We start from the raw sequence: 24,795 nt of genomic DNA, 5'->3' as shown, positions 1-24,795 counted from the left end.
CTAAGGTCAGGAGGCACCATGAATATTTGGCACAAAACCCTAACAACCAGCCTTGCGCTTGCCGCACTAACGGCTGGCCAAGCTTTCGGAGCGCTCAGCAGCCTCGATTTTGGGCCTTATACCGCCGCATCGGGGGGATTCCCCATCTGGTATCAGGACGAAAATCAGCTCTCGCTTGAGCTCTGCCGATCCAAGGCGGTGAGCTCCCGCACCGCCAACGCATCCATGTGCGCTTTGGCGGCCGATCCCGGCGTATTCGACGATACGCTCCCCATGATATTCCCAGGCAACTGGCCAGGGGAGCTGTTCTGGATGCTGGCCGAGACGGACATTCCCGCGGCAGGCAACAACAACTACGAGCTGGAAACCTATGTGGCTGCACTTGAAGCCGCCTTCTCCGGCGACTCGCCAGTGGACGGTGATCAGGTCAGCTTTGCCCGTATCCGCATCCGCGCGACCATCCCGATACCTGGCACCTATGTGATCACCCACCCTTACGGCGTGGAAACCATCCAGGTGACCGGCACAGGCCGTCGGGCAATCAACATGACGCGCGATATTGGCATCGGCTTGCCAGGGGATTTTGACGGTGCTCTGGAGGGCGATGTTGGTCCCTTCCTGCAGAGCGTCAACGGCCCCTACACCGAGGTTAATCCGGAGACTGGTTTAACCGAGAGCTTTGTAGGCGACCCGAGCTTGCGTGAACCGATGACAGGAAGCCCATTCGACACCAACTTCGTTCGTATCGAAGGACCTGCGGGGACGATCGAGACCAACACCTTTAGCCTGAGTGGCAAGGTGTTTGACAGCCTTACGCCCACCGCAGCCGAGATCGAGCGAGCTACCTATAGCCGCTCTGGCGGAAGCAGCAGCATCGATGTGTTCGCGACTTCGGTGGGTAATGCTGAGGTGTGCTTCCGGGAGTCCATTGAATTGGTGGGCGAGAACCCCGGTTCACCCTGCCTGGTGGATATGACCGGCGATAACAACGGGCATTTCTTTGGCTACAAGCCGGCTCCGGCCGAGCTGCCTGAGGTGATCGTTGTAACGGCAGTCAATCCCAGCGGCGCAACCGTGCCAACCACGCAATCCAGGCCCTTGACTGACGTGGTGAAAATCACCAGTGCCGAGTACTCCTGGGTCAATAACAGCCTGACCATCGAAGCGGTTTCCAGCGATGAGGTCCAGGTGCCGGACCTGGTAGCAGAAGGCTTTGGCCGACTGTCAAAGGCAGGTACTACCCAGACCCTGAGCGTACCCAACCTGATGCAACCGCCGTCCAGGATCAGCGTGAAGTCGTCTGCGGGCGGCGCTGACACCGAAATGGTCAGTGTGGTCGATGACGCACCTGCAACTGGCGACAACGAGCCTCCGGTGGCAGCCAATGACAGCGCCAGCACCAGCTCCGGGGTGCCGATCGTCATCAATGTGGTGAGCAATGATACAGACCCTGATGGCGACATTCCGTTAAGCATCGTCGCGCTGACTCAGCCCCCAACCGGGCAAGGCAGTGTAGCGCTCAACGGTAGCACCAGCGTGCTGTATACCCCACCGATCACCAACGTACCGATGCAGGCGACCTTCAGCTATCGCGCCCAGGATATCCGCGGCGAGCAGTCCAATGTGGCTCAGGTAACTGTCAGCATCAGCGCCAACCAGGCACCGGTGGCAGTCAACGACAGCGCCGCTACGCTGGCCATTCCGATCGATATTGATGTGCTTGCCAATGATACCGATCCGGAGAACAACCAGCCGTTCAGCATCGTCGGTCTGACCCAGCCTGCCAATGGCCAGGGTACTGTGAGCGTCAATGGCTCGCTGGTCAGATATACCCCGCCGGCTACCGTCAGTAGCGCCTTCAATGTAACCTTCACCTATCAGGTACAGGATGCGCTGAATGCGGTGTCAGCACCCGCCACGGTAACGGTCAGTGTGTCTCCACCACCCGCCACAGCTGAAACCATCAATGTCGCGACTGCGCTGCTACGCTTGCGCAGCAATGATCGGCAGACCTGGGATCTTCGTGGCAATACCTCGTTGGCGACCGGCAATACCATCACCATTGAGGTCAGCACCAATAACGGCCCCCTGTCACTGGGTACCGCAACGCTGAGCCTGACCGGCCAATGGCGGCTGTCGGCAAACACTGAAGGGCTTTCATTGCCGGCCAATCCGACTGCGACTATCAGGTCCGCTTTCGGGACAGTGTTGACCGTGCCATTAACCGTACGTTGAGCCAAATCCTCCGCCCGCACAGACGTGAGGTCTGAGCGGGCGGCGGTAAACGGAAGTAAAGGCCATGCTGACTCGATACATAGCTCGTCAGTTGAATTGCCAGGTAAGCCGCTGTCTGGCCTTGGGCCTGGGCTTGGTCTTAAGCCTGATGCTGGCGGGCCAGGTCGCAGCGGCGGACCTTATGGACAACCAGGATCTGGCGGTTGCGCCTGAACTGGCCGAGCTCGGCAACAGTGCAACGCGAGCAGTGATTGACCAGCAAGGTGACGAGCATCAGGCCAGCATCAGCCAAAGCGGTGAGGGCCTGGTCGGGATTATCGCGCAGCTAGGCAATGGTAATGAGGCATTCATCACCCAGGAGGGAATTGAAATGATCGCTTATATCAGCCAGGACGGCTTTTCCAACCTGGCCAGCATTACGCAACACGGCGCCTACAACCAGGCATCCATAACCCAACATGGCGCAGACAACAGTGCCCGCATCGAGCAATCCGGGGAGGGGCTGCACGGCAGCATCACCCAGCATGGCAGTGGCCAGAACATAGAGGTTACGCAGTACCAGTAGCTCTGGTCTCAATTAAAAACGCAACGCATCACATTCTATTTGTGGAGGTAACACCATGTTCAACATCAAACCCCTCACGGCTGCGATAATTACTGTCATCAGCCTCAACGCTTTTGCCGACGACAGCCTGTCGACCCAGGATCAGACCGGGGACTTCAACATCGCCGACGTGAACCAGAGTAGTGCCACCGGCAGTTTTGCCGACCAGGATCAGGTGGGCGGTGACAACAACGCCTTCATTTTCCAGTCAGAAACCCAGAGCACTGCAACCCAGATCCACACCGGGGATCTCAACGCCGCTGCGTCCGAACAGAGCCTGAATACTGGGAGCTCCTCGCTTCAGGACCAGCAAGGCATGTTCAATGACGGGGCCAGCCTGCAGCAATTCGGCACCGACAGCACCACCACACAGCTGCAGATCGGCGACGGTAACAGCGCTTTGACCTGGCAGGAGGAGCAGGTACAAAGCACCGCGTTGATGATTCAGGCCGGCGATGAAAACTTCGTGTCGGTTGACCAGATTGTTGGTAGTGGGAATACCGCTTCGGTCTACCAGGAAGGTGACATGAACACCGCGGCTGCCTGGCAGCAGTTCTCCGACGACAGTCAGATCTATCTGCAACAGTATGGAGTGGGCCATGAAGCCTACGCTGATCAAATGGACAGCCAGCAAAGCACCACAACCATCACTCAAAACGGCGACTCAAGCTACCTGGCGACCTATCAGGAACTTCAGAACCAGAGCCAGATTATTGTCGACCAGAGTGGCAGCCTGAACGAGATGTTGGTGGACCAGACCAGCGGTGAATTCAACATAGCCTACGCCGCCCAGTCCGGCGACGTGAACAGCCTGGATCTCCAGCAAATCGACTCGTTCAACAGCCAGGCTTACGTCTATCAAGACGGCAGCGACAACGTGGGGCTGATCTATCAGGAGGGCCAGGACCACCTGCAGATCGTCTCGTCAACCGGTCAGGAAAACGAACTGGACGTAAGCCAAACCGGTGAGCGCAACCTGCTCACCTTCAGCCAGGACGGCACCGGAAACTTGCTGACGGCCGAGCAAGGTGGCAGCGACAATACCGCCAGCGGCTCCAGCATGGGTACCGACAACGAAGTGGTACTGGACCAGACCGGCACCTTTAACGTCGCGGAGGTTGCCCAGCAGTACGGTTCGGATAACCTCGCCAGCATCACCCAGACTGACAGCCTCAATTATGCGGCCATTGTTCAGGGAGGGATTGGCAACCAGGCGTACGCTGTACAGGCGGGTGCTAACCATGCGGCCTATATTACCCAGCAGGGTAACGGCAACCTGGCCAACGTAACGCAACAGTAAGCGCTCCACGTAAAAGAAAAACCGCCCGTTTCAGGGCGGTTTTTTTATCCGGCAATTTTATTTGGCAAATCGATCAAGGCGCCTGATTACGTAGGCTACTGGAGTATTTGGAGAGCGAAGAGAAACCCGGCTCGTCATCAGCCAACTGCCATAAGCGGCGTTCCAGGCCTTGGGCAACCAGGTGCGCGACCGCCGATTCGATGGCCGACAACACGCACAGTTGAGCGGGCTCGTTCAACGTGTATCCGGCCTCTGCTTCCAACAGCTTCTCGAACTCGATGAACTTGAATACGCCCGCATTGCGACCAACTGAATAGATGGTCTTGGACGTCATGACATTGCCCAGCACCTGCCCGGTGCGCACGTCAACGGCCCGCAGGCTGACCGACACCTGGTCAACCCGGTACTCCTGAGCCAGGCTGATGCCCAGGTAGCGCGCCCCTACTCCGCCGGTGCGGACGTTGGAATCAAACGCCGTGATCCCGCCCTCAAGGAGCAGATTGGCGGCATGCAGCGACGGCAGATCCTCCTGGATATTGGCCGGAATGTTCGGCTTGTTCTGCGAGGCGCGGATAATTTTGCGTTCAGTGAGAATGTTCTGCAGCCCCTCTCGCTCCAGCACCATGAACCAGCCGCTGGCCTGCAACGCATCCACCAACATACTGGCAGCGCCTTGCGTCACGCTGGTAGAAAATGAGCTGGCTGGGTTGGGCTTGTATTGCCCGGTCTGGTCACGGAAACCATAGACCGCGACAACCACCCGCCCCTTCGGCCGGGGCAGCGCCAGCAAGTCATAATAGGTCGACGCCCTGGGTGTGAGCACAGGGGCCTCAGTGTCCTGGGCTGGCATAGGTTCGCGGCTTGCGCATCCGTGCAGCGTAGCTGCCAGTATCAGTGTCGCAACGATTTTGTTCATGGGTCCATCCCTGTGTTTAGCGGCTACGGATTGGTCAGGCCATTTACTACGACTTCCGATACTTCGCCGGTCTGCCGGTCAGTGATGACAATGCTGAGCATGCCGGAGTCATCAATGATGTTGATGATGAACGCGTCGGTGGTCAGGCTGCCGCTGTCGCCATTCTGGATATCGGTCAACAGTTGCGACAGCAGCCGGGACTCCAGCTGGCTGGTAAAGCGTTGTAAGGCGGTGATACCCGACGTTGAAGATCGGGAGCTTGAATCTGCCCGATGGCTGTTTTGCGATTGGGCATTGCTCAGCAGCCAGCTGCCGTTCAACGGGTTGCCGCCAAAGGACGGATTGACCGGGGTGTAAACCAGCTCCGTGGCGCTAGCTCCAGCGCCCAGGGCGAGGCCGGCACAGGCCAGCAAGACATGTGTTGCTGTGGTGCATTTCATAATTCGTCCCCTTCTATATCGAAGTTATCCTGGAACATTCTTTCCAGGCTCTGCTGGGCTATGGCCTCACGTATCCAGTCTGCCGCGCTGTAGGCGACGGGCTGCAGAAGCGAGATATTGGGTGGTAAAAACCGCTGGTAGAGAATCACGCCGTCCAGTTCGACCCAGATCAAACTTCCCCAGCGCGCGGAGGGCCGTTCATGCACTACCAGGTTGACGTCCAGCTCGTCGCCGTCACGCAGGCGCTCGCTGAAGTAGCGATAGAACTCGTGGCCGATATTGGAAATTGTGTCGTTGACCACAAAGCCGGCGAGGATGGCGTCATCCGCTGCTGCAGCATCATCGACAGCCGCATCTCCGCCAGCCTCGGCTTCGGCGCCGGCGTCGATATCGTTATTGACGTCAGCGGGCGCCGAAAGCATCCACCACCCCAGTAGCCACGCCAGGGTCCAGGCGGGCCACCCCCGCGCGCTGTGTTTGGCACTCTTTACCGGGCTCATGGGTTGCCTCCCGGTACAGCAAGGGGCTGAGCGGTCGATTGACTGTCTGCGAACGCGTCCTCCGCCACAAACTGCCAGTCCGACACCCGCTCCAGTCCTTCAAATGTCTGCCACTGCGGCGGGAAGTTGGAGCGTTTCATGCTGCTGCGTTCCGAGCGGCTATACACACCGGCGATACCCTCGCCGTAGGACATCACCAGCCCCCAGTCCTGGGAGCCGGTCATGGGGTCTGGATAGAGGCGGCGCAGATGCCGCTTGGGCACCACCGAGCGACGATCCTCCAGCAGCTCTTCCAGGTGCCGGGGATAAGCCGCAGTACCGGGTGAATTGCGGTAATAACTGCGCAGCGCCCGAGCGTATTGCGTGCCGACCCAGAGCAGCTCTCGCTCTTTCGCGCGCTGGCTGCTGACCGACCAGAGTTGACCCACGCCGGCAAGCGAAGCGCCCATCACTGTGACCAGAAACAGCACGCCGAGAAAGGTGAAGCCCTGTTGCGGCCGTGCCAGATGATTACCAGTGCGCATATGCACTCCCGTCCCGGGCATGCCCGGTCGCCGCGCTTTTTACATCACTTACCCGCCCGGCCACACCTTCCGGCGGCTCGATGATGACCCACAGGTCAGAGCGCTCGATGATCGGGTCCACCGGCAGCTGGCGCAGATAGCGACGTTCAACCAGCTCCTCGATCGAGTCCGGATAGGCACCGGTATCGCCGTAATACTGATCAAGCGTCTCGCGCATCACTGCCAGGCTCTGTTTAAGCGTAGTTTCCTTGGATGCCTCAAGACTGGAAAAATACCGCGGCAAGGCAATGGTCATCAGCATGGCCACGATCGCCATGACCACCATCAGCTCGATCAATGTGAAACCGCTGTGTCGTTTCATGTTTCACCAATCCCGGTAAGCGATGCCATTCAGGCCGTCGCCACGCATCAATGAATACACATCGAAAACGTCTTCACCCTCGCGCGGATCCTCCGCCGAGCTCGCGTAACTGCGCTTGCCCCAGGTATCGACTGCGGGAATTTTGGCATCGGCGAAAGGGTCACGGGGGATGCGCCTGAGGAAATACACCTTTTCGCCCTTGATGCTGCGCAGGTCCCGCACACCATCCACGAGCAATTCCAGTGACGGCGGATAACCCGAGGTGCCGGTGCTGTTCTCCAGGAAGCCGGCGTCGGCCAGCATCTTGTATCGATCAATCGCATCGCGTATCTGATACAGCGAGGTTTTCAGTTCCTGCTCCTTGCTGCGCCGGACCAGCGTCTCGGTCAGTGGCAATGCCATGCTGGCCAACAACGCCAATATCGCCATGCTGATAACCAGCTCTATCAGGGTGAAGCCCGAGCGCCGCGCTGCCGTGTTCATAATGGCCGGGCCTCGCTCACCGCTGGCGCCAGATCCACCGGATCAGGCAGCTCCAGGGGTTCAATCGGCGCGCGTGGCTCTTCCTCCATCAAGGTCACAGGGCGTGCGCGCATGTGGCTTTCGGTGCCGGTGGCAAACTCCATATCGCCAGGGCTTTGATACGGCAGGTTGCGGACTATGCGCGGGGTAATGGACAGCACCAGCTCGGATTTGCCGATGGTGTCTTTCCTGCTGCCGAACAACCGGCCCAGCCCGGGCACATCGCCAATGCCCGGAATCTGGTTGCCGGTGACGCCGTGATCGTTGCGCACTAGACCTGCGAGCAACTGCGTTTCACCGTTTTTCAGGCTCAAGGTGGTGACTGCATTGCGGGTATCGACCTGCACCGGAATGGTCCCCTGGCGGGTAGCTTCCAGTGGTGTGGCATTGCTGACTTCCAGGGCGATCTGAATACCCACCACATCGTTGAGATATATTGTTGGCTGCACCTCGAGTTTCAGACCCACATCCAGATAGGTGATGCTTTCGGTGATCACCGGCCCCTGGGTCGAGGGCACCGAGGTAGCGCTGATGATCGGCACGCGCTGGCCGATATGAATTCTCGCCTGTTCCTTGTTGCGCACCCGGATAACCGGGCTGGCCAGGGTGTTGATGTCGTTGTCCTGCTCGTTGATGCGCAGTTGCGGCGAGGGGCTGAGGGTGATGCGTCCTGAATCGATGCCGCGCAGTTGATCGAGCACGGTGATCGCGCCGCCTTCGGCATTGACCACGCCGAAGGTGTTTGGCCACTGCAGACCCAGGTCGAGTATCCGCTGGCGTGAGACCTCCATGATCTCGACTTCCAGAACCACTTCGGGGTCCGGCTGATCCTGCGAATACAGCAGTTTTTCAACCATGCGCACCACGTCCGGGGTATCGCGCATGGTGAGGGTATTGAGGCGCTCGTCGACAAAGATGTCGCGGGTTTTCAGCAGCGTCTTGATCATGTTCAGCGCTGCATCGGCGCCAATATTGGTCAGATAGAAACTGCGCATGACCAGCTCCTGATACTCCTTGAGCTTCTGCGGCGAGTCCGGATAAATGATGATGGTGTTATCGTTGATGATGCGCTGATGTAGCTGGTTCTGCTGGGTGATCAGTTCCACCGCGTCAGCAATACTGACATCGCGCACGAAGATGGTGGCTTTCAGATCCGGACGAATATCCTTATCGAGGATGAAATTCAACCCGGCGGTCTGCGAGAGCACTTCAAAAATAACCCCCAGATTCGCGTCGCGAAACTCCAGGGTCACCAGGCGCTGAAGCCGGCCGCGCAGCTGCGGGTTCATGGTGTCAGTGCGGGCGCGTATCTGGCCTACATCATCGCGCAATTTGCGCGCCCCCGGATGCAAGGGATCCAGCTCCAGAATCGCCCTGACCTGAGTTTCCGCGCCGATCAGGTCTCCGCGCCGCAGAGCCGCCTGGCCCTGGCGCAGAAAATCGGCGATGTACTGCATCTGCTCGATCTTGCGCATGCCCTGCTTGGCGCGCGTGTTAGTCGATTCCAGCCTTAGCACGCGCTGAAAGATCGCATACGCGGCAACCTGGTCACCCACAGTCAGGGCATTGTCGGCCTGAGTCAGCAACATGGTGATAACCCGTGCCTTCTGGTTGGCCAGCGCAATTTGCACAGACGGGTCACGCGGCTTTTTCGCGCTGACCGCCTCCAGCTGCGCCAGGCCCTCTTCATAGGAGCCTTCGTCGATCAGCGCGATACCCTGGCTCAAGTCGCTCGCGCAGCCGCCCAGGGTAGCCAACGCCAACAACAGCGCCAGCACATGCAAAACGGGACGATAGTCTGCAGGCTTCATAACGCACTTCCTGCGGTGCTACCGACCAGCACCGACTGGTTCAGGTCCAGGGGCAGGTAAACCAGTATCACTTCACGCCCGCGAAGGCCCTCGACGCGGTAGGTTTCATCAATCACATCGCCCACGCTGACCACATGAATGGTCTGGTTGCGTTGGAGCACTATATGCAGTTGCTCGTTATCCCTCAGCGTACCGACGAACTGAAAAGGCACCGGTGGTGCGGCGGGCAATACCGGCGCCTTCACCCGTGGAGCAGCCGGCGGCGGAATGTCGGGCACGGGGGGGGCTACATACCAGCTGTGTGCCGGGAACAGATCAGCGCGCGGTATGGCCTGCTGCTCTGCTGGCAGGTGCGCGGCAGATTGCGACCCCTGCTCTTCCTGCAGGATCGCCTGAACCGCCGCGGTATCGGGCAGTTCAGGGGAATAGCTGGGTGCCGGCTGCACCAGTTGCTCGTCGTCCCAGAACAGCTCTGGAATGATGGCCAACGTGGCCGCTCCAGCCAAAAACCCCAACCATATGAGAGACCGCTTCTTATCCATGGCTACCTCGATAAATACAGAGTCAGGCGGATTCGCCCTTCAAGGTGTGTTGTGCCGATGTCCAGACGCCGAAGATCAATATCCTCAAGCGCCAGGGCCGGTATTTCTTCCATGACCGAATGAATGAAACGACGTAGTTGGGGATAACTGCCGCCGACCGGCAGCGTCATCTGGTATCGCGCCAGACGGGTCCGGGCATCGATCCCCATTGAGTACTCGCCCCGCGCAAGGGTGATGCCTTCCGAGCTTGCCAGGGCGTAGATGCGATTGATGGTGGTGGTAGCGTCCATTTGCCCGGGAAGCCCTTCGCGGAAGGCGTCGACCTCGTTCTTGCCGCCATCTGATTCCGGGTAGGCAGAAGCCGGCTGGGTTGGGTCCAATACGCCAGTGTTGGCGGACAGATCAGCCGGGCGAGTCAGCTCAGGAATGGCGGGCGCCAGAATCAGCCCGGCGTAGAATGCCGCCATCAGCATCAAGCTGGCGCCCAGCAGCCCTGGCCAGCCGAGGCGCTGGGCCTGTTCAAGCAGGATCAATCTAGAGAGGTGCATGGCTGCCGCTCCAGGTGACCAACAGATTGAAAAGCACCGGCTCACCGTCCATTTGCGCCATGACCTCATGATTGATCAGGTACACGTCGCTCAACTCCTGGCTGCGCTCGAGCTCCTGATGGAAGGCCAGCATGGAGGCCAGATCGCGCGCTTCGGCCTGGATGCGCAGCTGCCGGTTGCGCCCGTCAGTGATCAGCGAAAGCAGCGCGACATTCTCAAGCGGCAAGGTTTCCAGGTTTACGAACAAACGCTCCCAGGGGCGGTTTACCTGATCGGACGCAGAGCGAATCTCAGCGAGAATAGCGCGGCTACTTCTCAATTCTTCAGGCGACTGAGAAAGCGTTGAGGTCTGTTGATCTGCGGCGAGTCCCGCTGCACCGACCTGCACGACGGCGCCCGCCCGCTCGGCTTGTTGACTGCTGATCACTTGCTGCGCCAGCCCGCAGGCGAGGACCGATACCAGCCCCAGGCTGAGCAGTACCCAACCTCTGGCGCGAGCTGTGCGCGGGGGTGCGAAATCAAGTTCAAGGGTGCGCATGTCAATGCACCGCCCGGGCCATAACCAACATCGGATCGACAGGCTCGGCCTGCTGATCCGCCTGCTGATCCTCCTGACCCAGCCTGTGCAGCACGCAGCCGTTGCCTGCCGAGGTTTGCTCTGGGAAGCTGCCAGCACCACCGTGCACGTACACCGCCTGGATCGCCTCGTCCCTCAGCTCAAGCAACTGCTGCTCACGCGCTATCAGTTCGGCGAGTGCGTTGTCGGTATCGGCGCAGGCCAGGGTTTGCACGCTCTGCCATTGCCCATCACGCGCGCGCAACACGCCCACGCGACCCTGTTCCACCGCAATGAACAGAAAAGACTGGTCCGCGAGATTGCGGCAAAAGCGATTGAACACTGCGGTCAGATACGGCTGCACGCCAAGCAGCCGGCACCCGGTTTCCTTGCTCAGCTCCTGCAGCCCGCTAATGAGCTCTGCGGACGTAGCAGCGGCAATACGAGCCCGGCCCTTTGCCTCAGGCGATACACTGAACGACCAGTTGTGCGGCTCTTCAACATAGACCTGCTCAAAGCAGAACTGGGCAAAGGACAGCAACTCGCGCGGCGAGGCGATTTCCTCACGCCAGGGCACCAGCATAAAGCGCACCAGATGGCTGGAGATCAGTACCTGCAGCCGACAGCGGGCCGATGCGTTTTGCCGCAACAGCTCGGCCAGAGCGATCAACAGGCTCGCCGGCGTGGCCTCCGCAGGGATCACCACGCGTTGCATCTCCTGCGGCCCATTTGCGCCCAGGCGAAACAGTCCGACCTGGGTTCTGCCGAGTATCAACACGCGTTGTTCAAGCCACGAAAGTGACACGATTGATCTCCTCCAGCGAAGTCTGTCCAGTGCGAACCAGTTCCAGTGCCGAGCTGCGTAGCAGGCGCAGCCCACGCTGGCAGGCCAGCTCCTTGATTTGCTTGAGCGGCTGCCTTTCCACGATCATCTGGCGCAAGTCATCGTCGAGCCGCAGCAGTTCAGCGATCGCCGTGCGGCCGCGGTAGCCGGTGCCCCGGCAGCGGCTGCAGCCCTGCCCTTGCATCAGGCTGAAGGTGCCACGCTGCTCAGGCGTGATGCCGGAAAGCAGGAGCTCGGATTCGGAATAATCAACCGCGACCGCGCAATCGGGACACACCAGACGCAATAGCCGCTGCGCTAGTACCGCGTTGAGGGCGGAGACGAAACTGTAGGGGTCGACTTCCATTTGAATGAAGCGGCCAATCACATCGAACACGTTGTTGGCATGGATGGTAGTGAAGACCAGGTGGCCGGTCAGTGCCGACTGCACGGCAATCTGTGCGGTCTCGGGGTCACGGATCTCGCCGACCATGATCTTGTCCGGATCATGGCGCAGAATCGAACGCAGCCCACGGGCGAAGGTCAGTCCCTTTTTCTCGTTTACTGGAATCTGCAGCACGCCGGGAAGCTGATATTCGACCGGGTCTTCAATGGTGATGATCTTGTCGCGGCCGTTGTTGATTTCACTGATCATCGCGTACAGGGTGGTGGTCTTGCCGCTGCCTGTCGGGCCGGTTACCAGCACCATGCCGTAGGGATCAGCCGCCAGGCGCCGGAGTTGCACGAGGCTCTCGTCGGCAAACCCTAGCGATTCCAGGCACACCCCTTTGCTCTGGTCGGCCAGATCTTGTTTGTCGAGAATCCGCAGGACCGCATCTTCGCCAAAGATGCTCGGCATCACCGAGACCCTGAAGTCAATCTGACGGCCATTGATCCCGACCTTGAAGCGTCCGTCCTGGGGTACGCGGCGCTCGCCGATATCCAGTTCGGCCATGACCTTGATCCGTGAGATGACCTGTTCGGCAATCTGCATTCCCTGGGCACAGGTCACGCTGTTGAGCACTCCGTCGATGCGGTATTTGATGCCCAGGCCGCTGGCGGTCATACCCAGATGAATGTCGCTGGCGTGCATCTTCAAAGCATCGTAAAGCGTCGAGTTGACCAGCTTGACCACCACGCTGGAGTCCTCGCTGATGCGCGTCAGCGAGAGAATTTCCAAGGACTCATCCGCCACTATCGCCGCGCCTTCACCCAGCCCTTGAACTGCCTGAAAGCCGTCTTCCAGCCGCGCCAGGTAGTCAGCCAGGTCGAGGGCATGTACCAGATATAACGGTGCGCCGGCCAGGCATTGATCGATCCAGGCCAGGCGCGCAGCATCGAACGGATCGGCGAATACGCCGATGCTGATGTCGCCCTGCTGAACCATGATGAATTCGCGCTTCAACGCCTGCGCCAGCGACAGCTGACTGAAGTCGGGAATAGCGTCAAGCAGGCTGCTGCGATCCAGCACCGGATAGCAAAAGGTGGCACCGAGCTGCTGGACGAATTCAGCAGAGCTGAGTCCTGACAGTTCCTCAGCCTCTTCAAGCACCCTGCTGGCGTTGGCCAGCGAACAGGCATGGGCAGACCTCAGCAGTTGCGCATCGAGTCGCTGGGCAGGTAAAGCCGTGGCGGTCACCAGAACCGCATTGACCTGACTATCCATCACGCGCTCCTTGTTGCTATTCGGTAGAGGGCTTATTGCGCTTCTCCAGCGTCATCATCGGCGAGCCTTTCACTTGCCACGCCGCGTTTGAGGCTGAGGCTTAACAAGGGCTGGCGGCGGTTAGCCATCACCCAGCTACCGTCATACATTTTCAACGGAAAGACATTGATACGTTCCTTGCGTCTTTCCTCGATGATTGCCATGGGCCTGTTCTTCTGCACGATAGGCGTTTCCAGTAAACCGCTGACCAGCCGTCGCAGCTCCTCAAGCGGGAAGGGTTTGAACATGATGTGCGAGATTCTGCGGCGCTTCGCGCTTTCCAGTACCTGGCTTGAGGGGTGGCCTGTGATCAAAATGCAACCTCCCTGCCAATGCATTTCCAGCCCATCGAGAACCTGAAACCCTTCCATGTCCGGCAGTCTGTAGTCGAGTACGATGACTTCAGGCAATAGCGTGCGGGCCAGCTGTATTCCGGTAGCTCCATCCGCTGCGAGATGGACTTCGCATGGCAGTTTCTCCAAATACAGCTTGAGGTTTTCCGCCAGCAGCATCTCGTCCTCGACTAACAGAACCTTTTTGAGCAACTGAAATCTCCTTAACAAAATGACCGTTTTAGCTGCCAAGGAGCCTGCTCCTGAGTAAACCTAGGCATGCTTCATGCCAGCCGCGGGAAATCCGGAATCTTTTATAAGCATATGATTCATATAGATAATTAAAGATGAAACGGGGACAGCAAAGCAGGATTGGGGAAATACAACTGGGGAACAGGTGGATTTCCCCACTATTGGGTGGGTAGAGGCTGGCTGCCGCCGCGAGTCAGGGATTAACGTAGCGGCCGGTTGGCCGAAAACGTTGTTGGCGTAGATCTACCCTGACCATGTGCGAGCCGAGCGCGCCGGTTCTGCGGCCGGGGCCGAAGCTCATGGCGGGGGCTAGCCCGGTCTGAAAGTTATGCAGGTTCTCCAGGCTGACAACCAGGGCCTCTCGGCTGGCGTCGCGGCCGATGCGTTTGAGCCCCTCGAACAGCAGCATGGTCGATACATAGCTGTTGACCTGCAGCGCCAGGTACCGCTCCCCGCCCGTTGATTCGGGCACAGCCGATCGCAGCAGGGACAACGCCGGCGCGGTCCAGTCGCTGGGTAAAAAGGCGTAGGCCAGTACTACCCGATCATTGAGCCGCTGCGGCAGTCGTAGTACGTCTGCGCCAACCTGGTCAGACGATGCCAGTAGCAATGGCGGCGGATCTGCCTGCAGACCTGCCTCGGCAAAATCCACCAGCTCGCCGCCGCTGCCGATAAAAAAGACCGTACCGATCTGCCCAGCAGCAGCCGACTGCTCGGCCTCCGCCGGGCTCCGAGTTTGTACATCTTGCCAACCCAGATCACGCAGTCGTCCGGCCAGCAGATCGGCAAGGCGTTGCTGACGCGGATCGGCGGCATGCACCACCAGCGCCCGCTGAGCCGATTGACCCGGGATGCTGTTGGCGTAGCTGGCTAGTGCCAACATCTGTTCACGCAATCCGGGCAAGGCCTGGAACACCCACTTTTGATGCGCATGATCGGTCGGCGAAATCAGCGAACCTATGACGGGCACCGCCAGCGACGCGGCCAACTCCTCCAGGCCCTCACTTAGCGCCGGGGCCATTGGCGCGAGTATCAGAAACACCTGATCCTCGTGTACCAACCGCTGCAACGCCTGTATGGATGTAGAGCGATCCGGGCCGGGATCACGGACCACCAGCTCCAGCTTTCTGCCATGAATTCCGCCGCGATTATTCAGCTGCTCTACCAGTTGCTGCAGCAGTCCGCTGACCATTCGCCCCGGTCCCGCCAGCGGCCCGTCAGCGGATAGCAAGGTGCCAATGCGCAGCAGGTTATCTTCCAGCCCCGGGTCGTGGTCATCTTCCAGCCGGCGAATATAGGCAATCAGGTTGATCGCGTCAGTTCTGGAAAGACTGTAGCGCGGCATCGCCGCGGCCAGTTGATTGTCGCCGGGATCCACGCCGCGGGTGAACGCGCGCAACAGGCTGGATTCGGTATAAGGCGGGTAGTCACGGCCGTTTCCGAGCCGTTGCCGGTAGGGTTTCGTCAGCCGCTGCCAGGTGATGTCCGGTGGCACTACCGCACCTTCGGGACGCCCACGTCCATCGCGGCCGTGGCAATTGACGCAGGGCAGCGACGTCCCTGGTAACAGCATGTCGCCTATGCCGATCCGGGCCTGAATTGAGTCCAGGCCGACACCGGTCAGATAGATCTGTTTGCCTGCGCGCTCCTCCGGGCTCAGCGGGAGCGCGCAGGCGAAAGTACTGCAGAGAAGCAGGTACGTGATTACCCCTGCAGCGCGGAACAAGGTTTACTCCGTCTCGATCGGCATGGCCAGCAGTTGCAGGCGCTGGGCCACGGCCTGGACAGGCGCATCGGGCCTTATCTTGCTCCAGCGCTTGTTGGGTACGTCGCCCGCGATCAGCAAGGTTGAGTGGCCCTCCGGCGAGTCAGAGAACTGGCCCAGCCGCGTCAACACCGTCTCGATGGCTGCCGGGTCACCGGTCAGAAAGGTCCATTGGCGCTCATCCAGACGTTGTTTTTTCATGAAGGCGCTGAGCGCCTGCGGCGAATCGTTGACCGGGTCGCTGCTCAACGACACGAAGTGGATCCGCTCTGACTGCTCGCCCAATTGCTCGCGCACCGCCTGCAGCTTGCGGCTGATCAGCGGGCAGGCATCCTTGCATTGGGTGAAGACCACATTCAGCAACACCACCTTGCCGGCCAGCACATCGGAATAAAAGCGCACTTCCTGGCCGTGCTGATTGAGCAAAAGCGTATCGGTGAAATACGCTTGGGCGTCGCGGCTCAAATCGGAGGCCACCGGTTGCGTGGACGATTTTGATGCCGCGGCATGCTCCACCCCATCATGCGCCAGCGCAGGCAAGCTCAGCAGCAACGCCAGACTCCACAGCAGCGCCCGTTGACGTTTCACAGCGCCACCTTCTGGGAATCGATTGCACGCAGTTCAGCCGGGTGCGTCCCGGCATGCCCCGGTTGCAAGCTGTCGACTCGGGCAACGATGGCCGCGGGATCGGTAAAGCCGTAGAAACGCGACCATTCGCCGGTGGCGTCGTTGCCCACCAGAAAGACCGGCTGGTGCGACTCCAGATCCGGTGACCAGCTACGCAGGCTTTTCAGGGTCGCAGTAATGGCGGGTACCGATCCGGTCAACCATGACCAACCAGGCCCGGCTTTGTGCAACTCGGCATATTCACGCAGACGCTCTGGTGTGTCGCGTAGCGGATCGATGGTGATGGATACCAGACTCACCCCGTCGCCAGCGCGCTCACCCAGTTGGTCCTGGACCTTGGCCATGATCGACGAGACCACCGGACAGACCGTAGTGCACTGGGTATACATGAAACTGATGACCACAATGCGCCCGGAAACCAGGTCCTTTTCCAGATTGACGCTGCGGCCATGTTGATCGGTCAGCGGTTGGTCGGCAAAGGTGATACGCGGCTCTGCCTGAACATGCCCTTTGGCCGGGGCATGGCCGGCATGGGCATCGCTTGCATGGGCCTTCTGAGCATGCTCATGCTCAGCGTGCGCCGAGGCTGTGCCGGTACCGAACGTGAGCAGTAAGCTCATCAGCATGACAGCGGTGTTTGATCGTCCCTGTATTGATCGCATTACTACCTCCTGACAAACGTCTCATCATTGAGCTTGTTTCAGCGTGGCGCCGTACGCCGCACGCTGGTGTATGGCTGGTCGCCGAATGCCATTCCCAGCGAGCTGGAACCAACGTGCAGGTAATACGCACCTGGATCCGGCAGCTCCAGCATCGCCTCATAGAGCCCGGCGCTGACCTCCGTCGCCGCAACTTCGCGGGGTCTGGATGAGGGCGCCATAAAATAGCGGACGCGCAGATCCTCTATCCCCGGGTGCGGCGCATTGTCGGGCCCGCGCGAGACCTGAAAGCGCACTGGCCGATATTTGTCCGGGCTAACCCGGGCCTGATCCGCCAGTAAGGTCACCCTGGGCTTGGCGTTCAGCCGGTCCAGCTCCGGATTGCTCTGCACCTGCATGGAGAAGCAGTGCGTGAGTTCCGGTTGATTGAGCATAAAGGCCACATCAAAGTGACCGGAGGCCGGCAACCGCACGCGGCTCTGGTAAATACCCGGCTCAACCTCGCGCAGCGTGCGGTTGAGTACCGAGACCGCGCGCGCGGTGTGACCGCGGTTGGGGTAGCCGGACATCGGCGCGTTCATGCCTTCGTTGTAGAAGTAGGTGGTGTTGTCCGCCGGGTTGACGACAAACACCGAGCCCTGATCAACCGAGGTCGCCAGGCTCTGGGCCATCGGAAGCTCCCCCGCAAGGCCCGGTGCCGCCCTGCCCGCATCAAAACCCTGAACGATGGGCTTGGCCTCCGCGGCGATGGACGACAGGTTTATCATGGTGACTTTGCTGCTGCCCAGGCCGCGTATGTAGGCGTAGCCAGGGGTGAATTCCAACTGGTAGGGCTGAGCCGTCACATCAATGCGATGCAACACCTTGGCATCCGCCGCATCAATTACCAGTACCTGGCTGTCCAAGGTATTCAGCACCATGCCCCAGCGCCCGTCCCCACTGAAACCAATCGGCCCCAAGCCCGGACTACCCTTGATCACGCTGCGTACGCCGTGGCTCTGCCCATCAATTACCGTCACGTTGCCCACTTGACCATCGACCACATACACGGCGCCGGAGAGCTCCGAATAGGCGACGTCCAGCGGATGCGCGCCAACCGGCATATCCTTGATCCTGCGCAACTCAGGCACATCAATGATGCTCAAGGTGCCGCTCTTGCGATTGCTGATAAAGGCATAACGCGAATCAGGGCTGAAGGCCATTTCATGGTGGCCGCTACCGGTAGCGATGCTGACGACCACTTGCAAGCTCTCGCTATCGATTACGGTCACGCCACCCTTGGCCGGATCGGCAGCATCATTGCCGACCCACAGGTAGCGACCATCAGGCTGCATGGCCATGCGCATCGGATCTGCACCCGCGGGGATATTTCGTACCAATGTGAAACTGTCGGTATCGATCACCGCCACCTCATCGGCATCAGGCAGGGAGACGAACAGACGTTTTTCGTCTGCACTCAGTACCCAGTCCATCGGTGCGCCCTTGAGTAAAATACGCGTCAGCGTACTGGTCACGCCCCCTACCGAAATCGAAGGATCGATGACGGTGATGCTCGGATCCTTGTTCAGAATCATCAGGTAATAGCTATTGAGATCCACCAGAGGCCTGATGCCGATAGATCCCTTCAGATACAGCCCGATGCGCTTTTTGCAGTCCAGTTGCTGACTATCCAGCCCAGACTCCGTATGCAGCTGATCCAGCCAGGCGCCCGGGTTCAACCCGCTCATTGGTTGGCCCGCGGCACTGTCGGTGACGCTGAAGCGAATATCCGCATACTGGCCGGCCATCGGCGACTGGTTAGCGGCGCCACCGCCAGGCCGCACTTCAAAATCGATGACCACGCCATCCCGTTCCAGGCTCTGGTGCGGCGGCTTATCCGCCGCACCAGCCGCCGCCTGAGATGCCTGCCAGCTCACCGACAGCAGCGTGGCCAGCCCGGCTGACAGGATGCGGTTGAAGGCTGTGCGCTTATTCATCTTCATCATCCGTTACTCGCAGCAATCCCCATAAGCCTGAGGCGTTACCGAAGGCGGCGTAATCGCGATACAGATAATCGCCCTTGATGCCATTGGCACCGCCAGCGCTGGGTAACATGAAGCTGAAATGTGCTGCCGGCAGTACGCTTTCCTGCGCGGCGGCGTAGCGGCTCAGCGGGTTGTAGCCAAAGCGCACTGCTCCTACACCCGGATCCTTCAGCGGATAGCCCTGGGAGTCGGTTTTCTCCGAGATGAACGGATCTACCGGCCACAGATGTCCGGCCAACTGGAAGGTCGAGCCACGACTACCACCGGACGGCATGGTCAGATTGATCCGGAAGGCTTCGTTAGGTTTGACCCGCAGAATCGGGGTAACCGGATCGGAGCCCACCAACGCATTGCTGTATGCCATGTGCGCATTGGGTATGTCGCCCCAGCCCTGGCCATCAGCGCGGCCGAACGGCGCGTCCGGCGCCTTGGCGAAGCGATACCACAGCGGCTCGCTGCGATAATTCACCGCCATGCCGGAATTGTCCTTGGGATCATTCGGTACGCCAATACCTTCTATTGCGAGGTTTTCCACCGGCCGGCCACTGGCCCAGCGCATGTTCAAGCCCTTCTGCCAGATCAGCGAGAAGTCCTTGTAGGCGGGCTTGTTCGGCGCAGTGACCGTGGCAGTGGCGCGCATGGTCGGGCTCTCCTCCCAGGTGGCGCCCATGGGCACAATAGTCATCGCCCCCACCAGGCCCTTCTGTGGCTGCTTGATCATGTCCGCAGGCAGCAGATTCAACCCGCCAAACTCGACCGGTGTGGCGATGATGTTGTCAACGCTACGGCCGAGTCGTACCAGCGGCCTGCCTTCGCGCTGCAGATGCCCGGCGTAGTATTGATACTCGCGCGTCGGGTACTCACCAGGCACAGTGCTGGGTGCCACGGTTTGCACCGGATTCATGCCGACATTCATGCCATCGGATTGAGTCACGTCGTATGCCATCAGTTGCGCATGCATGCCGACGTGGCTGGAGGGACGCATCAGGTTGTTGTTGAAGGTGGTCGAACCCTGATTGCCCTGCCGGTCACGCTTGGCGACACCCTGCATGATGGCGAAGTTCGGCAGGTCGGGCATGACCAGCGGCAGACGGTTCTCCAGTACAACAGTGACGCAGTCGCCCGCCGCGGCCCGCAGCATCAGCGGCTCCACTGGCACGCCAGGCTTCAGCTTGCCGGTGACCGGATCCAGATCGCTTTTGCGCACGTAGAGAATCGCGGTGGGGTCATGCAGCGGCCCGGACTCACCGCCCAGGGTGACGGTTTCGCCATCTTCCGGGTCCACTACAGTGACCTGTGGAATGGCGGTGGCCCGGGGATTCATCACCAGCGTTCCGCCATCGGGGTTGAGCGCGCCGCCGACATGCGAGCCGGCACCATCCGGGTCGTCAATGCTAAGCCCGAGACTGTTATCCAACACATCGTTGGCCAGCACCGCGACTACCTCAATGCGCCGCTGGACAGTGCTGCGCGAGCCGATCCCATTGGGATTGGGGCTGAATCTCGGGCACACTCCGCCATAGGAGACTGTATTGCGCGGGGCCACCGGGATGCTGTTGTTTGGCACCGGCATCAGGTCATCGCGGCTGGCTGAATAATTGCGCATCACACCCCAGATGCCGCTCCAGAAACCTTCCAATGAGGCGTCCATAGCGTACAAGTAGTCCGCTGTATCAGACGCCCTGTCGGAAAACATGTGCACCGGCGCGGTGAAGCCAAGCTGCTCGGAAATACCGATCATCTGCGATGCCCGCCAGCCCGAGTTGGCGCTGGTGACTATACCGCTGCCACCCTGAAGCCATTTGACCCCGTGCAGCGTGACGTTGTGCTCCTCTTCATGGCCGCCAGCAACAATTCTCAGCCTGACATTGTCACCTGTGTAGGTGCGGAGCATGGGCGTAAACGCGTCCCCAGGCTCCCCTCCCCCAGTATTGATATGCGGTGGGAAGCTGGTGGTGCCACCGGTTGGACCGATGGCATTCAGTACCGCATTGGGGGTCAGATTCAGTGCCGCAATTGCCCGGTCTGTGCGGGTCTGCAAAGCGAACGCCAGATCCCCCGCCAAACCTTCGGCTTGCATGCCTGGTTTGCCATCTGGAGCAATCCGTTCCGGATCAAATATGCGCAGCCCCACTGGCTCGTTGCGGTAGTTCACTACAAACATACCGGGATCATCGGCGGAAATGGCCTGAGGGCATGGACGTAGCGGACAGCTGAGCTTTTCGCCGCTGGCCACTTCAATGACCGACTCCAGTAGCGCGTTGGCGCTCTTGCGTTCAGGCGGATTGATGGCATAGCGGAAAGTATCGCTAGTCGCCGGGAAAGCGCTTGGGTCTGGTCTGCCATCTGGCCCTGCGCCCACATACACGCCGGCTTCATAAGCGTGCTGGAAATCACTGTAGGCCAGGAAAAACTCCCTGAAGCTATCGTTTTTACCATCGGCATTTTCATCGCCAGCAGCAATCACGGCTTGCCAGGAGGTCGGCCCGCCATCGTCACGGGTGTACATCGGCTCACCGGTTTCCGCGTGATACCAGGTCGAGCCTGCTGGCTCGACCAGCACGGTGGCGTACAGTCCAAGTTGCTGGTGGGTGGACGGGGCCAGGTGATCGTGAGTGAAGATATTGCCCAGGCCGCGATCGATGCCATGGGAATTGACCACAGGGTCAACGAACCAGCGTTGCATGCCAGTGCGCGCTCCGAGCCAATCCGGCCGGCTGAACTGGCCAAAATACGGATGGACCTTGGCTAGCGGACAATCCTGGGTGCCGTCGCGGGCGTCGCCTGCGGCGCACTCGTTGAATTCCCGGATGGCTTCGATACGTTCGATTACCGCAACGGGGGCAAGTATGCCGTCCTCATAGTTCCAGCCATTCGAGGCGCCATCGGCCGCAGTCAGATCCCATTTCGGCAGGTGAATGTGCTGACCCACCACATCGCTGGGGGTGCGCACCTGATAGTCGTCAAGCTCATAGAATGCCGGGATGAGATTGGTCTGGTGGTACATGGCGCAATCAAAACTGTTCAAGCGCATCACCAGTGGCTCGGGCGGTTGCTGCTTGTTGATTACCGGCCAGGCATCTTCCCAGAGAGTGAGGATGCGTGCCTGGGGATAGTGATAGCCAACCTTGTTAAAGACCGCGTCAAACTGGATGTTGGCACCCTTGTAAATACGCGGACGGTCCGCGGTATAGGGGGACGAGCCAGTGAAGGACATGCCGTTGGTTTTTTCGCCGCTGAAGAAACGCCCCACTCCGGCCGCGCTGGTCAAGAGCTTCTGCTGGTCATCCACACAGGGCTCGAAAAAGGGTGCCCCGGCCATCGGCAGCGCACCGTTGGTGCGGAAACTGGCCGACTGCACCGCGCCATTGGGCATTACCTTGAAGCTGGGGTGTTCCTTGCGCGCGTGATAACTCATCGCGGCTTGTTCTACGTCATTACCCTGCTCCGGAAACCAGATTGGTCGGGCGCGGCTGATCCGCTTGGAAAAATCCACCGCACTGGTGGTTACATCTGCCTCACCACCCGCGGACCAGCCGTCCAGCGCATGCCGTGGCAGGCCACCGTCCCATCCGTCCACCTGGGTGGGTTCCAGCGCTTGCCACAATGCATTGCCGCTGTCCTTCAGTGCCTGGGCGGCCAACGGATCAAGCATATCCAGCGGCGGGGTTGGCGGGCGTTGCCCTACGGTGTGTTCAATGCCGCCGATCCAGAAGGGATAGCCCGGGTTTATCAGCGTGCCGTCCGGGTTATAGTTGGCTTCACTGCGGTCTACCAGAGCCAGAGAGCCGATCGGGTCGCCTGTCTCGATGGGTTCACCTTCCTCGTGATCCCCGTCCGCCAGCAACTCACCCTGGGCAAACCGGGGCACCACGCTGACCTTGCCCGGCATGGGGGGGAGTGGCTTGCCTGGCAGCGGTACGACAGCAGGAATCGGCGTGCCGGCGACGATCTCGCCGTCAGGCAAGGCGCGTGCGCCCTCTGCTGGCAAGCCGCTACGCAAGGCGAAAGGCTCTTCATGGAATCCATCTTCGCCCTCCTCCGACACCGCTAGACGGCTGCCTTGCTCGAACACATCATGCACCCGCCACAAGGCCCACATCCCCTGGGCAAAATGCGGGTAGAAATGGCAGTGGTAGATGGCGTCGCCCGCTACCCGATTGCGGTTACCGGATCCGCCAAAGGCAATTTCATAGGTAAAGCCCGCGCCCGGGCCGATACCCTGGGCATCGATGTAATCGGAATTATCGTCATTGGGGTTGAACAACCACTGGTGGCCATGCAGGTGGAAAATGTGCTGCTCGTGCCCCGCATGGGTGTTACGGAACTTGACGAAATCGCCAATGTAACTGTGATTGACGTTGGAAGGATCGCTGGGGAACAGCGCCATGGTTGCCTTGACGCCAATGTCCTCCGGGTCGGGTGTTTGCCCCGGGACGATATCCTCCAGCCCGACGTTGGCTGGCACATCGACCAACATGGCGGCGTCACCTACGACGTGCGAAGACAGAAAGAACTCTTCATAGCCGCAGGACAGGCAGTCATGCATAGGACCTACGCCCAGCCGGTTGGCGATAATCTCGGAACCAATACCGGCCGAGCCGTAGTTGATCATGAAGGAATCGCGGGTGGGTTGCAGCACGTGACCGAACACCGGATCGTTCCAATAGCCTGGAAACGCCTGGGCAGCGGCGGTCTCATCATGCCAGGCAGAGGCAAAGTCGCGGAACGGCTCAAGCCGGTTAGGGAGCGACGGATTGCGTTTGCCAATCCTTTCCAGCGGATAAGTTGCAGGCGGAAAGCTGCCATCGGCGTTCGGCCCCATGACGATGGCGTCGGTCGAGCTGACGACAATCTCGCTGCCATCGACCATATTGAGAATGGGTTTGCCAGCCTTGCCTTCGGTAATCCAGGGCTCGCTCTGGGGGAAACGCGCTTCATAGTCGATGATCGGCTGCCCAGCCGGGGTCCGACCAGTAGAGGCCAGGCGCATTTCTTCTTCGGTAACGGTGTTGCGATAACTTCTGGCACCTTTGGGCAGCACTATCACCTGGCCGAACAGGCCGTTGGTCATATTCCCAGCCGTACCCTCGCCACCAAAGGTTGCGCCATAGCTGGTGGCCAGAAACGCGCCTTCACGCTCGGCATAGAGCACATAGTTGCGGCTGGCGCCGGGGGCCAGCAGGGTATTGTCGTTCTCGCCCGAGTTGGTGGCGATGTCATCAATCGAGTTGACCGCCTGCAGTCCATTCACCTTGAACCCGACATGACGATCTGTCACCTGGTCATCAATCTGCAGGGCTGGATGCCCTTCGCCCTTGCGTGGGTTGGCTTGCTCCGCCAACAGGTTCTGCAGCTGCACGGTAATGCAGTCGCCTTCCGCCACGCGCAATATCAACGGCCGCGGACGCTTGTCCGGGCGCAGCAGTACGCGCCCCGGGATGGCCTGGCCGCCCTCTGACAGCAAAACCTGGTTTTCGTCGACCACATCTGAACGCAGGGCAAACATCATCCCATTGATATTCTGCGCGCCAAGCCGGTTGAACATCAGCGGCTGGTCGAATGCGACGACTTTGGCCACCAGATGGCGCTGGCATTGAATAGCCGCCTGCACCTCGCGGTCCGGCACTGCCAGACCCATGGCCACGAGCGACACGCACAAGAGACTGCGTAGCCCCGACCTTGGAATGGAATTGAATAGATGGTGCAGGTTCTGGCTCATGGCGGCGACCTCCAGTCGGGATGCCCA

Annotated in this window: 21 protein-coding genes; 3 read left to right on the top strand and 18 right to left on the bottom strand. The window is 59.9% G+C overall.

From position 1 onward, the window contains the following. Positions 1-18 precede the first annotated feature (18 nt). From DT594_RS14410 to DT594_RS14400, 3 genes are all read left to right on the top strand, one after another. Positions 19-2,235 carry an Ig-like domain-containing protein gene (locus tag DT594_RS14410; RefSeq protein ID WP_149333318.1) on the top strand — a complete coding sequence of 739 codons (2,217 nt, stop codon included), beginning with the start codon at positions 19-21 and terminating at the stop codon, positions 2,233-2,235. 64 nt (positions 2,236-2,299) lie between these two features. Next, positions 2,300-2,800 carry a curlin gene (locus DT594_RS14405; RefSeq protein WP_149333317.1) on the top strand — a complete coding sequence of 167 codons (501 nt, stop codon included), beginning with the start codon at positions 2,300-2,302 and terminating at the stop codon, positions 2,798-2,800. A gap of 55 nt (positions 2,801-2,855) precedes the next feature. Then, on the top strand, positions 2,856-4,139 hold the full coding sequence (locus DT594_RS14400) for a hypothetical protein (protein WP_149333316.1): 1,284 nt from the start codon (positions 2,856-2,858) through the stop codon (positions 4,137-4,139). 73 nt (positions 4,140-4,212) lie between these two features. On the opposite strand, the gene DT594_RS14395 is transcribed toward DT594_RS14400, so the two are convergent. The 18 genes from DT594_RS14395 to mnxG all read right to left on the bottom strand — a co-directional run bounded on the left by DT594_RS14395 (position 4,213) and on the right by mnxG (position 24,687). Then, positions 4,213-5,055, bottom strand: coding sequence for a CsgG/HfaB family protein (locus DT594_RS14395; protein ID WP_149333315.1), 843 nt, complete (start codon positions 5,053-5,055; stop codon positions 4,213-4,215). 23 nt (positions 5,056-5,078) lie between these two features. Continuing rightward, positions 5,079-5,495, bottom strand: coding sequence for a curli assembly protein CsgF (locus tag DT594_RS14390; protein WP_149333314.1), 417 nt, complete (start codon positions 5,493-5,495; stop codon positions 5,079-5,081). Continuing rightward, entirely contained in the window at positions 5,492-5,917 is a 426-nt protein-coding gene (locus DT594_RS14385) for a CsgE family curli-type amyloid fiber assembly protein (RefSeq protein WP_149333366.1), read from the bottom strand. The genes DT594_RS14390 and DT594_RS14385 overlap by 4 nt, the downstream gene beginning before the upstream one ends. A 74-nt stretch (positions 5,918-5,991) precedes the next feature. Further along, positions 5,992-6,519 (bottom strand): type II secretion system protein, encoded by a 528-nt coding sequence (locus DT594_RS14380; protein WP_149333313.1) that lies wholly within the window; start codon positions 6,517-6,519, stop codon positions 5,992-5,994. Beyond that, positions 6,506-6,880 carry a type II secretion system protein gene (locus DT594_RS14375; protein WP_149333312.1) on the bottom strand — a complete coding sequence of 125 codons (375 nt, stop codon included), beginning with the start codon at positions 6,878-6,880 and terminating at the stop codon, positions 6,506-6,508. The genes DT594_RS14380 and DT594_RS14375 overlap by 14 nt, the downstream gene beginning before the upstream one ends. Before the next feature lie 3 nt (positions 6,881-6,883). Continuing rightward, complete coding sequence (locus tag DT594_RS14370; RefSeq protein WP_149333311.1) at positions 6,884-7,363, bottom strand: type II secretion system protein; 480 nt, start codon at positions 7,361-7,363, stop codon at positions 6,884-6,886. Then, positions 7,360-9,213: a secretin N-terminal domain-containing protein gene (locus tag DT594_RS14365; protein WP_149333310.1), complete on the bottom strand. Its 1,854-nt coding sequence runs from the start codon at positions 9,211-9,213 to the stop codon at positions 7,360-7,362. The genes DT594_RS14370 and DT594_RS14365 overlap by 4 nt, the downstream gene beginning before the upstream one ends. Continuing rightward, a complete protein-coding gene (locus tag DT594_RS14360; RefSeq protein ID WP_149333309.1) occupies positions 9,210-9,755 on the bottom strand; it encodes a secretion system X translation initiation factor in 546 nt (181 codons plus the stop codon). The genes DT594_RS14365 and DT594_RS14360 overlap by 4 nt, the downstream gene beginning before the upstream one ends. Positions 9,756-9,757: 2 nt before the next feature. Then, the gene (locus DT594_RS14355) at positions 9,758-10,303 is read right to left on the bottom strand and encodes a GspMb/PilO family protein (protein ID WP_149333308.1); all 546 of its coding nucleotides are present in this window, start codon (positions 10,301-10,303) and stop codon (positions 9,758-9,760) included. Beyond that, positions 10,290-10,841, bottom strand: a complete 552-nt coding sequence (locus DT594_RS14350; RefSeq protein ID WP_149333307.1) for a pilus assembly protein — start codon at positions 10,839-10,841, stop codon at positions 10,290-10,292. The genes DT594_RS14355 and DT594_RS14350 overlap by 14 nt, the downstream gene beginning before the upstream one ends. Position 10,842: 1 nt before the next feature. Beyond that, positions 10,843-11,664: a hypothetical protein gene (locus DT594_RS14345; RefSeq protein ID WP_149333306.1), complete on the bottom strand. Its 822-nt coding sequence runs from the start codon at positions 11,662-11,664 to the stop codon at positions 10,843-10,845. Next, positions 11,645-13,348, bottom strand: a complete 1,704-nt coding sequence (locus DT594_RS14340) for a GspE/PulE family protein (RefSeq protein ID WP_149333305.1) — start codon at positions 13,346-13,348, stop codon at positions 11,645-11,647. Before DT594_RS14340 ends, DT594_RS14345 begins: the two co-directional genes overlap by 20 nt. A gap of 32 nt (positions 13,349-13,380) precedes the next feature. After that, complete coding sequence (locus DT594_RS14335) at positions 13,381-13,932, bottom strand: response regulator (protein WP_149333365.1); 552 nt, start codon at positions 13,930-13,932, stop codon at positions 13,381-13,383. Positions 13,933-14,164: 232 nt separating this feature from the next. Then, positions 14,165-15,697 (bottom strand): ABC transporter substrate-binding protein, encoded by a 1,533-nt coding sequence (locus DT594_RS14330; protein WP_246164650.1) that lies wholly within the window; start codon positions 15,695-15,697, stop codon positions 14,165-14,167. 3 nt (positions 15,698-15,700) lie between these two features. Continuing rightward, positions 15,701-16,324, bottom strand: a complete 624-nt coding sequence (locus tag DT594_RS14325) for an SCO family protein (RefSeq protein ID WP_149333304.1) — start codon at positions 16,322-16,324, stop codon at positions 15,701-15,703. Next, positions 16,321-17,025, bottom strand: a complete 705-nt coding sequence (locus DT594_RS14320) for an SCO family protein (RefSeq protein WP_246164649.1) — start codon at positions 17,023-17,025, stop codon at positions 16,321-16,323. The genes DT594_RS14325 and DT594_RS14320 overlap by 4 nt, the downstream gene beginning before the upstream one ends. Positions 17,026-17,063: 38 nt before the next feature. Further along, entirely contained in the window at positions 17,064-18,998 is a 1,935-nt protein-coding gene (locus tag DT594_RS14315; protein WP_149333303.1) for a YncE family protein, read from the bottom strand. Beyond that, positions 18,991-24,687, bottom strand: a complete 5,697-nt coding sequence (gene mnxG / locus DT594_RS14310) for a manganese-oxidizing multicopper oxidase MnxG (protein WP_281290911.1) — start codon at positions 24,685-24,687, stop codon at positions 18,991-18,993. Before mnxG ends, DT594_RS14315 begins: the two co-directional genes overlap by 8 nt. Positions 24,688-24,795: the final 108 nt, after the last annotated feature.

Origin of the sequence: Halopseudomonas laoshanensis, assembly GCF_008365385.1 — a bacterium.
Taxonomy (GTDB): domain Bacteria; phylum Pseudomonadota; class Gammaproteobacteria; order Pseudomonadales; family Pseudomonadaceae; genus Halopseudomonas; species Halopseudomonas laoshanensis.
Note: the sequence above shows the minus strand (reverse complement) of the source record. Positions and strands in the feature narration are given on the sequence as shown.